Genomic DNA, 13,707 nt, shown 5'->3' on the forward strand with positions numbered 1-13,707 from the left:
TGTCTATTCCCTGATATCGGTCATTAGACCTACCTTAGGGATACCAGCTCGACTTAGTTCATCTAGCAATAGAACAACATCGGCATATGGTGTTGCCGCGTCGCCACCTACCGCAACTGGTGAATCCGGCTTAACCTCTCGCTCCGCTTTCACTCGCACAATAACATCTTGCAACGACAAACCTCGCTGAACTTCTTCATCATTTACGCTTAGGCCTAAATTACCCTCGCTATCAATTTCGATGATAATAAAGCTACTGTCAGTCTCGCCAGCAAGGTCTTGCATAGATTCTGCGGTCGATGTTTTCGGAAGATCAACGTCGACGCCTTGAGTCACAAATGGAGCGGTCGCCATAAAAATGATCAACAGTACGAGCATTACGTCGATATACGGAACAACGTTGATCTCCGCTGTCATTTTTCGCTTTTTAGGTTGATAACCCGCCATGCTTTATTCCTTATCCGCGCTGTCTCGGCCAGCCATCGCTTGACGATGAAGGATGCTGTGGAATTCTTCAGAAAATGTTGCGTAAGTGTGCTCTAGTTTACTCACTTTATTGCTTAGGCGGTTGTACGCCATTACTGCCGGAATAGCCGCAAATAGCCCCATCGCTGTCGCGATAAGTGCCTCGGCGATACCCGGTGCAACCATAGACAACGTAGCTTGCTTTACTTCACCCAGCGCAATAAAGGCGTGCATGATGCCCCAAACGGTACCAAATAGGCCGATATAAGGGCTTATAGAACCGACTGTTGCCAAAAACGGTAAGCTTGTTTCTAGCTCATCTACTTCACGAGAAACAGCAACGCGCATTGCGCGGCCAGTGCCTTCCATGATGTAAGCTGGTGAATTTGCGTTGCTCTTACGTAGGCGAGCAAACTCTGTAAAACCTGCGTAGAAGATTTCTTCTGTGCCTTCAATTTCGTCTTTACGCGCTTTTACTTTTTGGTAAAGCTGAGAAAGATCAGTACCCGACCAAAATTTGTCTTCAAACTGCTCTGCATTTTTTGATGCTTGAGAAAGCACTTTGCTGCGCTTGATGATCATTGCCCATGACACAATTGACATGCCAAGCAACGTCAGCATCACAAGCTTTACCAACAGACTGGCCTGAAGAAAGAGATCTAAAATGGAAATATCAGCAGTCACTATTTGTTAGCTCCGAATTTATAAAGGTTGGAATAGCTATTGGTTTCATTTTCTTATTATCGATACATGCTACCTTAACCGAGGCCTTGCACAATATCTTGCCTTGATCATTGACCAACTCTTGACAGAATTGCAGAGAAGCACGTTTTATTTCTGACACTCGGGTTACGACTGTCAGATGCTCGTCCAGCCTAGCCCCTTGGTTGAAATCGATATCCATGTGTCGGACAACAAAGCCGATATTTTGTTCCAGTAACACATGTTGAGAAATGCCTTTAGCACGTAACATCTCTGTCCGTGCGCGCTCAAAGAATTTTAGATAATTAGAATGATATACAACACCGCCCGCATCAGTGTCTTCATAGTACACGGTGATCGGCCAGTGAAAGAGATTTGATGTGCCTTGCAAGGGAGTACCAATATATTCAATTCTTTAAAGTAATTACTATAACTGAAGCGACAGCAATTGGTACCGAGCTAAGGAAATATTTTTGAAATTTGTAGAAAAAATAAAAGCTAGGCGAGATACCTAGCTTTTATTCGATGATTTAGTAACCGACTTTATTACAGCATATTTCAGCCTAAATGAAATAAAGTGCCGTTAGATAAATTAAGATAGCTAACGAGAAATAAGGACTAAACAAAACTTGCCAGTACCAGTTTCTTGGCTTGAAGCCCACCCCATACACCATGCTTGAACATACAGACCAAATCAGTGCTGGTGCGATGATTGAGTTAAAACCACCAATTGCTTGATGGTAAGCTTCAGGGTCCCACATCACCAATCCTACGTGCATAAAGCCAAGGATGAGAGATAAGACTCGTAGCAGAGTCTTATCCATTGGTGCGTGAAGTTTCGCTACCTTATCAGCGAGGTTACTCACTGTCTTTATCCATCATTTCTGAGTGCTCTAGCCAAAGAGCGTTGATGATACCGAATGCACAAGCAAGTAGTACACCTAGAATCCATGCGAAATACCACATAGTAAATGCTCCTTAGTAAAGTGAGTTTTTGTTGTCTTCAATGTACTGGTCATCAAGGCGACCAAACATCTTGTAGTAAGTCCAAGATGTGTAGCCAAGGATGATTGGCACCATAACAAACGCAACGCCTGTCATTAGGTTCAGAGTCAGCTCAGATGACGTTGCATCCCACATTGTTAAGCTGTGGCTTGGCATTAAGTCTGAAGGCATGATGAATGGGAACATCGCAAAACCTGCAGTAAAGATAACACCAGCAACACCCAAGCTTGAAGTAATGAACGAAATCGCACATTTTTCAAGACGAGATGCCAATACAGCGAGAAGCGGCATTGCAACACCTAGTACAGGAGCAGCCCATAGTAATGGGTAGTTTTCAAAATTCTTCATCCACGCACCAGCTTCACGGATAACCTCTTTGTTTAGAGGGTTAGAAGCTGCGTTAGTGTCGATACCGCCAACAATGACGTAGCCATCGATATTTTGGATCCAGAAACCAGCCGCTACAAACGCAGCAACCGTCAGTAAACCAGCCAACTGAGCAACGTTGCGCGCACGCACATGCACTTCGCCTGTTGTTTTCATTTGTAGCCAAGTAGAACCTTGCATCAAAATCATGAACAAGCTTACTAGACCACACAACAGTGCAAATGGGTTTAGTAGACCAAAGAATGAGCCATGGTATGTTGGCATCAAGAACTCACTCAATTGGAATGGTACACCTTGTAGAAGGTTGCCAAACGCTACACCAAAGATGATTGGCGGAACAAAACCACTGATTGAGATACAGATATCCCAGCTATTGCGCCATTTTGGATCTTCGATTTTAGAGCGGTAGTCTAGGCCAAGAGGACGAAGCCATAGCGCTGCTAGTGTCAAAATCATCGCTAAGTAGAAGCCTGAAAATGACGTTGCGTAAACCAAAGGCCAAGCTGCGAACAGTGCACCACCAGCAGTGATAAGCCAAACTTGGTTACCATCCCAGTGAGGAGCAATTGAGTTAATCATGACACGGCGTTGCGTGTCGTTTTTACCGATGATAGGTACAAGCGCGCCTACACCCATATCGAAGCCGTCTGTTACTGCAAAACCAACTAGTAGAACACCGATTAGTACCCACCAGATGAGTCGCAAGATTTCGTAATCAAACATCTTGTTATCTCCTTACCTTACGCTTCTACTTGGCGACTAACTTTGTCTTCAACAGAGTCAGCATTTTGCTCGAAGTGGTAGCGACCCGTTTTCAGGCTACTTGGGCCTTTACGAGCGAATTTCAACATTAGGTAAACTTCTGCAATCAGGAATACCGTGTATAGCGCCAGAATTGCGAAGAGTGAAGTCCAGATTTCACCTGCAGTTAGCGCAGAAGCTGCAACATGCACTGGTAGAATTTCACCTACAGCCCAAGGCTGACGGCCGTACTCAGCGACGAACCAACCCGCTTCAATTGCAATCCAAGGTAGTGGAATGCTAAATAGTGCAGCTTTTAGAATCCATTGTTTCTGTTCAATCTTCTGACGACACGTTTGGATAAACGCCGCACCAAAGACAAACAACATGATGAAGCCACAAGCAACCATGATACGGAATGACCAGAATAGCGGCCATACTGTTGGGATTGAGTCGTCCGCAGCAGCTTGGATTTGCTCTTCTGTTGCATCAACAACATTGTCTGTGTAGCGTTTTAGAAGTAGACCGTAACCTAGGTCACCTTTCACTTCATCAAACGCAGTCATGTTTTCTTCTGACTTGTCGCCCGCACGAAGCTTCTCTAGAAGTTCATAAGCGTACATGCCGTCACGAATACGATCGACGTGTTCATCACGTAAATCACGAAGACCTGTTACTTGCTCATCAAAAGAGCGTGTCGCGATAATACCCATTACGTAAGGGATCTTAATTGCGTAATCGGTATGCATCGTTTCCTGGTTAGGAACACCAAATAACGTAAATGCGGCAGGTGCAGGTTCAGTGTGCCACTCTGCTTCAATTGCAGCGAGTTTCACTTTTTGAACTTCACCAAGCTCGTAGCCAGATTCGTCACCAAGAACGATGGTAGATAAGATAGCTGCAATACCGAAAGAAGCAGCAATAGCAAACGAACGACGAGCAAACGCAATGTCACGACCTTTTAATAGGTAGTATGAACTGATGCCTAGAATAAACATTGCGCCACAAGTGTAACCAGAAGCAACCGTATGCACGAACTTAACCTGAGCAACTGGGTTTAGTACAACCTCAGAGAAGCTCACCATTTCCATTCGCATGGTTTCGAAGTTGAAATCTGCGCCTACTGGGTTTTGCATCCAGCCGTTTGCGATAAGAATCCAAAGAGCAGAGAAGTTAGAGCCTAGTGCCACAAGCCAGGTAACCGCTAAGTGTTGGCGTTTAGATAGACGATCCCACCCGAAGAAGAATAGACCAACAAAAGTTGACTCCAGGAAGAATGCGACAAGTGCTTCGATCGCTAGCGGTGCACCGAAGATATCACCTACATAGTGGGAGTAGTAAGACCAGTTCGTACCAAACTGGAACTCCATGGTAAGGCCTGTCGCCACACCAAGTGCAAAGTTAATACCGAATAGCTTACCCCAGAACTTGGTCATGTCCTTATAGATTTGCTTGTTCGTCATTACGTACATCGATTCCATAATGGCCAGAAGGAAGGCCATACCAAGGGTCAATGGTACGAATAGGAAGTGATACATCGCTGTCAGTGCAAACTGCAACCGCGATAGATCAACTACGTCAATCATGGTAACTCCTATGTGTCGGCTGAATGACACTCTCTACATATTGCAATCCATATTCAGGTGTTATTTACACTTGAAAAATGTTGAATTATCACAACTCATTGTTGCAAAAATGTGCTTCATTGGTTAGTTAATTGTTAAGCATCAGCTAATATAGCTGGGGCTAATATTACTTGTAAAAACAGATTGTTTCAAAAGGTTTATAGCCGTAACGCGCTTTGATATACATCAATGTTTATGCGCGGAATTTGCACAAAAATCCATCACATTGATCTAGATCAACCAGTATTGGATACGGATGTTAAGAGAGAGTAATCAGGAGAGAAATTAACCAGTTGCAAGCAAACATCGAGTTAACAATCAATGCTTTTTACTTACTAAACCAGTATGAGAAAAAATTCAAAAAATGTGAGTTTGGTCAACTTTAATGAAGCGCTGGGCAACAAAGGCCCAGCGAGGGAATCTTATTTTTCAATTCCGAAATGCAAATACGCACGATCTGTCGCGATTCTTCCACGCGGAGTGCGTTGTAAATAACCTTGCTGAATAAGATAAGGTTCAAGAACGTCTTCAATAGTGTCCTTTTCTTCACCTATCGCCGCTGCCATGTTGTCGAGCCCGACCGGACCACCACCAAATTTTTCCATAATCGCGAGTAGTAGCTTACGGTCCATGTAATCGAAGCCTTCGGCGTCCACATCAAGCATATTCAACGCCTTATCGGCAACATCGGCACAAATGTGACCATTGCCTTTTACTTCCGCATAATCACGAACACGGCGTAGCAAACGGTTAGCAATACGTGGTGTGCCACGCGCACGTCTTGCCACTTCCAATGCACCTTCAGGTTCCATTGATAAACCTAAACAATCCGCGCTTCGCTGCACGATATCTTGGAGGTCTTTTATCTTATAAAACTCAAGGCGCTGAGTAATACCAAAGCGGTCGCGCAATGGTGACGTCAAAGAGCCCGCTCGGGTCGTCGCACCAATTAACGTAAACGGTGGTAAATCGATCTTAATAGAACGAGCGGCCGGACCTTCACCGATCATAATATCCAGTTGATAATCTTCCATCGCCGGATATAGCACCTCTTCAACCATCGGACTCAAGCGGTGAATCTCATCGATGAACAACACATCGTTTTCTTCGAGGTTGGTTAACAGCGCGGCCAAATCGCCTGCTTTCTCAAGTACAGGGCCTGAAGTAGTGCGAATGTTCACTTCCATTTCATTGGCAACGATGTTCGCAAGTGTGGTTTTACCCAAACCTGGGGGACCAAAAATCAAAAGGTGATCAAGTGCTTCGCTACGTAACTGAGCAGCTTTAATGAAGATTTCCATTTGGTCACGGACATGGTCCTGACCTTGGTAATCCGCTAATTTTTTTGGCCGAATAGCACGATCAATGACATCTTCATCACGAAAGGCAGGGTTTTCTGGCGCGATTAAACGATCGGCTTCAATCATCTTTTTACCTTGAAAAATGGTTACCTGAGAGAATAATACCGCTCGTTTAACAGCAAGTGGCATATTTCTATATCTCGTCATCCTGTACAGCGACGAAGGAGCGTGATACAGGATCTTCTATCCGAGCGATTTATGGTCAAATTGTTTCATTAACCGCTCAGCGTGCTGCTATTAGATTCCCAGTCTCGCCAGGCTCGCTGGAATGACACAAAAAACATCGTTAAGCGATTGGCATTAACCTTAGAGAATGAGTTATCTTGAACAAATGTTCACTGTGCAACTTGCGTTACACCATTGATTTTAGAGCTTCACGGATCATTTGCTCACTGCTCATGTCCGGTTTAGCGATCTGAGATACCACTTTCGACGCTTGAGTCGGCTTGTAACCTAGAGCTAGAAGCGCACTGATTGCTTCTTCTTCCGCGTTGTTGGATGTCGCACTAGAATCCGCAGGAGCAGCATCCGTAAATGGTGTAAATAGATCGCCAGCGCCCCACCCTTTCAAGCGGTCTTTCATTTCAACAACCAATCGCTCTGCGGTTTTCTTGCCAACGCCTGGAAGCTTAACCAGCGTAGAAACGTCTTCATGTTCCACACAAGTAACAAATTGCGTTGCTGTCATACCAGAGAGAATACCAAGACCGAGTTTAGGACCAACGCCATTGGCTTTGATCACTTCACGGAAAAGTGCTCGTTCTTTTACTGTGTTGAAACCGTATAGCAATTGCGCATCTTCACGGACAACAAAGTGAGTATAAATAATGGCTTCTTCGCCAACATTTGGCAGTTCGTAAAAACAGCTCATTGGCATCTGGACTTCATAGCCAATACCATTAACTTCAATTAATACTTCAGGTGGTTGTTTTTCAATCAGTATGCCACGAAGACGTCCAATCACTATAAATACTCTTTGGAAATGAATTTGCGACAGGATAATAAAGAACTGGATAGACATCCAGTTAATTTTAACGGTAGCGCCCTTTTCTGGCACTGGTTGCTTTGCCCGCTAACGCAACGAGAGTCTTGTTAGTATTGGCATGACAAATCGCCACACCTAAAGCATCGGCTGCATCCGCTTGAGGCTTGGCGGGCAATTTAAGCATCTGCTGAACCATATGCTGAACTTGCGCTTTGTCCGCGCCACCAGTGCCGACGACAGCTTGCTTAATAAGACGAGCCGCGTATTCAAATACCGGCAACTCCGCATTCACCGCAGCAACAATTGCACTGCCACGAGCTTGGCCAAGTTTTAGCGCTGAATCCGCGTTTTTGGCCATAAACACTTGCTCGATCGCGAAAACGTCCGGTTGAAACTGGGTAATGATTTCCGTGACGCCTGCATAAATCTGTTTAAGCCGACCCGGAAGTTCTTTTTCTGAAGTACGAATGCAGCCACTACCAAGGTATTGCAAGTGGCGTCCATTTTGACGAATGACCCCATAGCCGGTAATGCGCGAACCTGGGTCAATGCCCAAAATAATTGACATGAATGTTCCTAAAAATGAGGCCTAATTCGGCCTCAGTCTTTTTATTATTACTTGCTAACTTCGGAGCAAATACCGCTCCCGACACCTTGAGTTTAATCTAGCGTAGCCGCAACGTCGTCAGAGATATCACCATTGTGATAAACCTCTTGAACGTCGTCCAGATCTTCCAAAGCGTCAATCAAACGAAGTAGTTTTGGCGCAGTATCCGCGTCCAAATCTGCTTTCGTAGATGGGATCAGCGACACCTCAGCGTTCTCTGCCTCAAACCCTGCGGCATCAAGAGCATCTTTTACGAGTCCAAAATCGCCTGGGGCCGTGTAGACATCAATCGAGCCATCTTCTGCCGTTTCAATGTCATCAGCACCACTTTCTAATGCTACTTCCATTACCGCATCCTCATCTAAACCTGGGCCATATGAAATCACGCCTTTCTTGTCGAAAAGATAGTTGACGCTACCATCCGTCCCCAGATTACCGCCTGACTTTGAGAATGAATGGCGTACGCCAGATACCGTACGATTTCGGTTATCCGTCATACATTCGACCATGACCGCCGTACCACCTGGACCATAACCTTCATAGATCACGGTTTCCATGTTGTCGTCGCCTTCACCACCAGCACCTCGGCTGACAGCGCGGTTGACAGTGTCACGTGTCATGTTGTTAGACAGTGCTTTATCAATTGCTGCTCGCAAACGTGGGTTATTTTCTGGCTCACCGCCCCCCTCTTTTGCCGCAACAACGATTTCACGGATTAATTTAGTAAAGATTTTGCCGCGCTTCGCATCTTGCGCTGCTTTACGGTGACGAATATTCGCCCATTTACTATGACCAGCCATAATTCACCTTTTAATGTATTTTGACGCTTAATAGCAGACATGTTCTAAAAGCGTTGCTTGGGAAATTGCTTTGGAAGTTTCTTGGGTTTATTTAAACAAAAACTCCCGCAGTTGCGGGAGTTTTCTTCAAATGTTGTGCGCTTATTCTGCGTCTTTTTCTTTCGCTGCAGTCACTGCGATTGCTAGCTCTTCTAGCGCTGCTGGGTTCGCAATACTTGGTGCGTCTGTTAGTAGACACGCCGCTGCTGTTGTTTTAGGGAACGCGATAACATCACGGATGTTCTCTGTACCACATAGCAGCATCACCAGGCGGTCAAGGCCGAATGCAAGACCAGCATGTGGAGGCGTACCGAATTTCAGCGCATCAAGTAGGAAGCCGAACTTAAGCTGTTGCTCTTCAGGTGTGATGCCTAGAATATCAAATACGGCTTCTTGCATATCTGCGTTGTGGATACGAACAGAGCCGCCGCCCACTTCGTAGCCATTTAGAACCATATCGTAAGCGTTAGAATTTGCCGCAGCAGGGTTTGCTTTTAGCTCTTCTGCAGTCACACCTAGAGGCGATGTGAATGGGTGGTGCATCGCGTGTAGGTTGCCTTCGTCATCTTCTTCGAACATTGGGAAGTCAACAACCCATAGTGGAGCCCATGCAGACTCATCCGTTAGCTCTAGGTCTTTACCTAGTTTCAGACGTAGCGCACCCATTGCTTCTGCAACGATGCCCGCTTTATCAGCGCCAAATAGGATAATGTCACCAGATTCCGCTTGAGTACGATCTAGAATGCCGTTGATCACGTCTTCATTTAGGAACTTAGCGACTGGAGATTGGATACCTTCCATGCCCGCTGCACGGTCGTTAACCTTCATCCAAGCTAGACCTTTCGCACCGTAGATGCCAACGAATTCACCGTAGCCATCAATTTGCTTACGAGTCAGAGAAGCACCACCTGGAACGCGAATAACGGCAACACGGCCTTTTTCGTCGTTTGCTGGGCCAGAGAATACTTTGAACTCAACATCTTTCACTAGGTCAGCAACGTCTACTAGTTCCAGTGGGTTACGTAGGTCTGGCTTGTCCGAACCGAAACGACGAATCGCTTCGCTGAACGGCATTACTGGGAATTCACCTAGGTCAACGTTTAGTAGCTCTTGCCACATTTCACGAACCATTTTCTCAGTCGTTGCACGAACTTGGTCAGCCGTCATGAATGACGTTTCGATATCGATCTGAGTGAATTCTGGTTGACGGTCAGCACGCAAGTCTTCATCACGGAAACACTTAACGATTTGGTAGTAACGGTCAAAACCAGACATCATTAGAAGCTGTTTGAATAGCTGTGGAGACTGAGGAAGCGCGTAGAAGCTGCCTTTGTGAACACGGCTAGGTACTAGGTAGTCACGAGCGCCTTCTGGTGTCGCTTTTGTTAGTACTGGTGTTTCAATGTCTAGGAAGCCGTTGTCATCTAGGAAACGACGAACAAAGCTAGACGCTTTAGCACGTAGCTTGATACGGTCGCTCATTTCTGGACGACGTAGATCTAGGTAACGGTACTTCAGACGTTGCTCTTCAGAGTTCTTTTGGTTGAAGTCTAGAGGCAGAACATCAGAACGGTTGATGATTTCAAGACCTTTCGCAAGGATCTCAACTTCACCTGTTGCCATGTCTTTGTTTACTTGGCTTTCTGGACGAACGCGAACTTCACCAGTTAGCTTGATACAGAATTCATTACGAAGTGTGTTAGCCACTTCATACGCATCTGCCATATCTGGATCAACAACTACCTGAACGATACCTTCGCGATCTCGCATATCGATAAAAATAAGACCGCCTAAATCACGACGACGGTTAACCCAGCCGCAAAGTTCTACAGTTTGTCCTGCAAGGGACTTGTTCAGGTGACCACAGTAATGGGTACGCATAATGAAATTCCCAATCTCTCAAATGTTGTTAACTACGCTCTGTCAGCCTCATTGCTAAGCAGAGTAAAGATTCTGTTATACGCTGAATGTCCACGAAAATCGACTACTCAACATACAATTACGTGTGTTTTATCATTCACTGGTGCTTTTTAGTACAACAAATGTTCAAAAGCGCACCAAAGCGAAAAAATTGGGGAGGATTATAGCGTGAAATTACCTATTTCAGCAAAACTCTCGTAAAGTATTCACACGAGTAGCAAGCAGTAAAGAATAATGGATAACTTACCTCTTCGACTTGGATTGACGATGTGGTCGCACAATCAATGGCAACAAAGTTTTTACGGCAGCGGGACAAAGCCCGCTGAACGTTTAGAAAGGTATGCGCAAGTGTTTCATACCGTGGAAGGCAACACGACATTTTATGCCACACCGACGCTCAATACAGTGCAAAACTGGAGAGCCGCAACCCACGATGATTTTCGCTTTACTTTCAAACTTCCTAAAGCCATTACTCATGAGCAAATGCTAAGAGGTTGCAGCGAACAACTGAGAGATTTCATGAAAGTCATGGAGCCTTTGCATGACCGTGTGGGCCAATGGACAATTCAATTACCAGCCGCATTTGGTCCTGAGCACCTTGATCGACTGAAAAAGTTCTGTGCGAGCTTTCCACCTAACTTCCCTCTCGGTGTTGAGGTTCGCCATATGGCATTTTTCTCCAAAGGCGAAGAAGAGCGAGCACTTAACCAATGGTTAGTAGAGAATAATATTGACCGCATTATTATGGATAGCCGCCCAGTCTTTGCCGCTAAGCCCGACAATGAGGCGATTATTGATGCACAAATGAAAAAACCACGAGTCCCTGTTCACGCCATTGCTACCGCTTCACACCCTTTGATTCGCTTTATTGGTCATCCAGAAGAACAGCAAAATTACGAGTTTTTTAAACCATGGCTCAACAAGTTGCCACAATGGATTGCCGAAGGTAAACAGCCATATGTCATGATCCATACCGCAGACAATATAATTGCGCCAGAGTTGGCTGCAAACCTGTATAAAGACATACAAAAACGTATCACGCTCCCTGAGTTAGCGCCTTTCCCAGCTGACGATGGCAACTCGCAGTTACAGATGTTCTAACGCAACACATGACAGAGGCGCGAAATTCCCATAAAATACGCGCCTTTTTTGGTGCCTGACATTTTCAGGCGGCTTGTATGCAGAGACTTAGTTATGAACCCTAAGAGCAATCCAGATACTATTTTTTCGGCTCCAATCGATAAAATTGGGGATTTCACGTTCGATGAACGCGTAGCGGAAGTATTTCCTGACATGATTCAACGATCGGTACCGGGTTACAGCAATATCATTTCTGCAATCGGTATGCTGGCAGAGCGTTTTGTAAAACCTCACTCAAACATCTATGACCTTGGCTGTTCTTTGGGTGCTGCAACATTGTCTATGCGTCGCCATATCAAACAAGAAGGTTGCCAAATCATCGCAGTGGACAACTCTCCTGCAATGGTTGAGCGTTGTAAACTTCACGTCAACGCTTACCGCAGTGACACTCCTGTGGATGTAGTAGAAGCAGACATTCGCAATATCGAAATTGAAAACGCGTCAGTGGTGGTGTTGAACTTCACTTTGCAATTCCTCTCTCCAGAAGATCGTTACTCCTTGCTCGAAAAAATTTACGCTGGCCTGCGTCCGGGTGGCATTTTGATTCTATCTGAGAAATTCGTCTTCGAAGATGAAGTGTCGAACGAACTGTTAATTGACCTTCACCACGACTTTAAACGTGCGAATGGTTATAGCGAACTAGAAATCAGCCAAAAGCGCAGCGCGATAGAAAACGTAATGCGCCCAGATTCAAAGAAAGAACATAAAGAGCGTTTCGCTAAAATTGGCTTTTCTAGCTACGATGTTTGGTTCCAATGCTTTAACTTCGGCTCCATGTTCGCGATTAAATAGACCATGCATACCAAACCTGAACCATACCGATTTCGGCTTTTGTTAATAATTTATACCCATCAACTCAGCGATTAACTAACTATGTTTAACTTTGCAAATTTCTACCAATTGATTGCCCAAGACACTCGTCTTCAACCTTGGCTTAATGTGCTTCCACAACAGCTAACGGATTGGCAAAATGCAGAGCACGGTGACTTTGGTCGCTGGTTGAAAGCCCTGAACAAAATCCCAGCGGGTAGACCGGACAACATCGACATTGTTGATTCTGTCACGATTTCAAACAATGAGCCGATGCCTCAAGGGGAACTTAAAAAGCTAGAAAGCTTACTTCGTACATTCCATCCTTGGCGCAAAGGCCCATACCACGTACACGGCATCCATATTGATACTGAGTGGCGCAGTGATTGGAAATGGGACCGCGTGCTTCCACATATTTCTCCATTAAAGAATCGCAGCGTACTCGATGTAGGTTGTGGTAACGGCTACCACATGTGGCGCATGCTAGGCGAAGGTGCACGCTTAACTGTCGGTATCGATCCATCTCACCTGTTCCTGATTCAGTTCGAAGCAATTCGTAAACTAATGGGCGATGACCAACGTGCACACTTATTGCCATTGGGCATTGAACAACTACCTAAGTTAGAAGCGTTCGATACGGTATTCAGCATGGGCGTGCTTTACCATCGCCGCTCGCCTCTCGATCATTTAGTGCAACTAAAAGATCAATTAGTATCTGGAGGTGAACTCGTATTGGAAACACTCGTGATTGAAGGTGATGAGAATGCAGTACTGGTCCCGACTTCTCGTTACGCGCAAATGCGTAATGTCTATTTCTTCCCTTCAGCAAAAGCCCTAAAAGTGTGGCTAGAATTGGTCGGTTTTGAAGATGTTCGTATCGTTGATGAAAACATCACGTCCGTAGACGAACAACGTACCACAGATTGGATGACGCATAACTCTCTACCTGACTACTTAGATCCGAACGACCCAAGCAAGACTGTAGAAGGCTACCCTGCCCCTCGCCGCGCGGTTCTTGTCGCTCGCAAATCATAATTCGCTGAGATTCCTGACATTGTCTTAACTCATTTTACGAGTTAAGACATTACCCTCTTTCCTCGTAATGAGCGAGTTTGTTTTT

15 protein-coding genes are annotated in these 13,707 nt (G+C 45.3%); 3 read left to right on the forward strand and 12 right to left on the reverse strand.

Annotated elements, in window-relative coordinates; all coding sequences use genetic code 11:
• Positions 1–3 precede the first annotated feature (3 nt).
• The 12 genes from R7M72_RS15705 to aspS form a co-directional block, all read right to left on the reverse strand.
• On the reverse strand, positions 4–447 hold the full coding sequence (locus tag R7M72_RS15705; protein WP_005378298.1) for an ExbD/TolR family protein: 444 nt from the start codon (positions 445–447) through the stop codon (positions 4–6).
• Between the two features lie 3 nt (positions 448–450).
• The gene (gene tolQ, locus R7M72_RS15710; protein ID WP_005378301.1) at positions 451–1,149 is read right to left on the reverse strand and encodes a protein TolQ; all 699 of its coding nucleotides are present in this window, start codon (positions 1,147–1,149) and stop codon (positions 451–453) included.
• Positions 1,139–1,558, reverse strand: coding sequence for a tol-pal system-associated acyl-CoA thioesterase (gene ybgC / locus R7M72_RS15715; RefSeq protein WP_017820044.1), 420 nt, complete (start codon positions 1,556–1,558; stop codon positions 1,139–1,141). The genes tolQ and ybgC overlap by 11 nt, the downstream gene beginning before the upstream one ends.
• Before the next feature lie 172 nt (positions 1,559–1,730).
• A complete protein-coding gene (gene ybgE / locus R7M72_RS15720) occupies positions 1,731–2,033 on the reverse strand; it encodes a cyd operon protein YbgE (RefSeq protein ID WP_005378304.1) in 303 nt (100 codons plus the stop codon).
• Positions 2,026–2,133, reverse strand: coding sequence for a cytochrome bd-I oxidase subunit CydX (cydX, locus tag R7M72_RS15725; RefSeq protein ID WP_000270284.1), 108 nt, complete (start codon positions 2,131–2,133; stop codon positions 2,026–2,028). The genes ybgE and cydX overlap by 8 nt, the downstream gene beginning before the upstream one ends.
• A 12-nt stretch (positions 2,134–2,145) precedes the next feature.
• The gene (gene cydB / locus R7M72_RS15730) at positions 2,146–3,282 is read right to left on the reverse strand and encodes a cytochrome d ubiquinol oxidase subunit II (RefSeq protein WP_005387923.1); all 1,137 of its coding nucleotides are present in this window, start codon (positions 3,280–3,282) and stop codon (positions 2,146–2,148) included.
• Positions 3,283–3,299: 17 nt separating this feature from the next.
• Positions 3,300–4,886 (reverse strand): cytochrome ubiquinol oxidase subunit I, encoded by a 1,587-nt coding sequence (gene cydA / locus R7M72_RS15735; protein WP_005378311.1) that lies wholly within the window; start codon positions 4,884–4,886, stop codon positions 3,300–3,302.
• Between the two features lie 461 nt (positions 4,887–5,347).
• Positions 5,348–6,352, reverse strand: a complete 1,005-nt coding sequence (gene ruvB, locus R7M72_RS15740) for a Holliday junction branch migration DNA helicase RuvB (protein ID WP_005378312.1) — start codon at positions 6,350–6,352, stop codon at positions 5,348–5,350.
• Between the two features lie 286 nt (positions 6,353–6,638).
• Positions 6,639–7,250, reverse strand: a complete 612-nt coding sequence (ruvA, locus tag R7M72_RS15745; protein WP_017820041.1) for a Holliday junction branch migration protein RuvA — start codon at positions 7,248–7,250, stop codon at positions 6,639–6,641.
• A 67-nt stretch (positions 7,251–7,317) separates the two neighbouring features.
• Entirely contained in the window at positions 7,318–7,839 is a 522-nt protein-coding gene (ruvC, locus tag R7M72_RS15750) for a crossover junction endodeoxyribonuclease RuvC (RefSeq protein ID WP_005387909.1), read from the reverse strand.
• A gap of 92 nt (positions 7,840–7,931) precedes the next feature.
• A complete protein-coding gene (locus tag R7M72_RS15755; protein ID WP_025766909.1) occupies positions 7,932–8,678 on the reverse strand; it encodes a YebC/PmpR family DNA-binding transcriptional regulator in 747 nt (248 codons plus the stop codon).
• A 141-nt stretch (positions 8,679–8,819) separates the two neighbouring features.
• Complete coding sequence (gene aspS / locus R7M72_RS15760; protein ID WP_064353747.1) at positions 8,820–10,598, reverse strand: aspartate--tRNA ligase; 1,779 nt, start codon at positions 10,596–10,598, stop codon at positions 8,820–8,822.
• 273 nt (positions 10,599–10,871) lie between these two features.
• Between aspS and R7M72_RS15765 the strand changes: the two genes are divergently transcribed.
• From R7M72_RS15765 to cmoB, 3 genes are all read left to right on the forward strand, one after another.
• A complete protein-coding gene (locus R7M72_RS15765) occupies positions 10,872–11,738 on the forward strand; it encodes a DUF72 domain-containing protein (protein ID WP_033905053.1) in 867 nt (288 codons plus the stop codon).
• A gap of 93 nt (positions 11,739–11,831) precedes the next feature.
• Positions 11,832–12,569, forward strand: a complete 738-nt coding sequence (gene cmoA / locus R7M72_RS15770) for a carboxy-S-adenosyl-L-methionine synthase CmoA (protein ID WP_017635063.1) — start codon at positions 11,832–11,834, stop codon at positions 12,567–12,569.
• A gap of 81 nt (positions 12,570–12,650) precedes the next feature.
• The gene (gene cmoB / locus R7M72_RS15775; protein WP_005387902.1) at positions 12,651–13,622 is read left to right on the forward strand and encodes a tRNA 5-methoxyuridine(34)/uridine 5-oxyacetic acid(34) synthase CmoB; all 972 of its coding nucleotides are present in this window, start codon (positions 12,651–12,653) and stop codon (positions 13,620–13,622) included.
• The last annotated feature ends 85 nt before the right edge of the window (positions 13,623–13,707 follow it).

The sequence above is a fragment of the Vibrio sp. YT-18 genome, assembly GCF_033337345.1.
Classification (GTDB): Bacteria; Pseudomonadota; Gammaproteobacteria; order Enterobacterales; family Vibrionaceae; genus Vibrio; species Vibrio alginolyticus.

Bases quoted from the DNA above. Each gene is read 5' to 3' on its own strand.
- ruvB (WP_005378312.1), bottom strand. From the start codon at position 6,352: ATGATTGAAGCCGATCGTTTAATCGCGCCAGAAAACCCTGCCTTTCGT.
- R7M72_RS15705 (WP_005378298.1), bottom strand. From the start codon at position 447: ATGGCGGGTTATCAACCTAAAAAGCGAAAAATGACAGCGGAGATCAAC.
- ruvC (WP_005387909.1), bottom strand. From the start codon at position 7,839: ATGTCAATTATTTTGGGCATTGACCCAGGTTCGCGCATTACCGGCTAT.
- R7M72_RS15765 (WP_033905053.1), top strand. From the start codon at position 10,872: ATGGATAACTTACCTCTTCGACTTGGATTGACGATGTGGTCGCACAAT.
- cydA (WP_005378311.1), bottom strand. From the start codon at position 4,886: ATGATTGACGTAGTTGATCTATCGCGGTTGCAGTTTGCACTGACAGCG.
- cydB (WP_005387923.1), bottom strand. From the start codon at position 3,282: ATGTTTGATTACGAAATCTTGCGACTCATCTGGTGGGTACTAATCGGT.
- cmoA (WP_017635063.1), top strand. From the start codon at position 11,832: ATGAACCCTAAGAGCAATCCAGATACTATTTTTTCGGCTCCAATCGAT.
- R7M72_RS15755 (WP_025766909.1), bottom strand. From the start codon at position 8,678: ATGGCTGGTCATAGTAAATGGGCGAATATTCGTCACCGTAAAGCAGCG.
- aspS (WP_064353747.1), bottom strand. From the start codon at position 10,598: ATGCGTACCCATTACTGTGGTCACCTGAACAAGTCCCTTGCAGGACAA.
- cmoB (WP_005387902.1), top strand. From the start codon at position 12,651: ATGTTTAACTTTGCAAATTTCTACCAATTGATTGCCCAAGACACTCGT.
- cydX (WP_000270284.1), bottom strand. From the start codon at position 2,133: ATGTGGTATTTCGCATGGATTCTAGGTGTACTACTTGCTTGTGCATTC.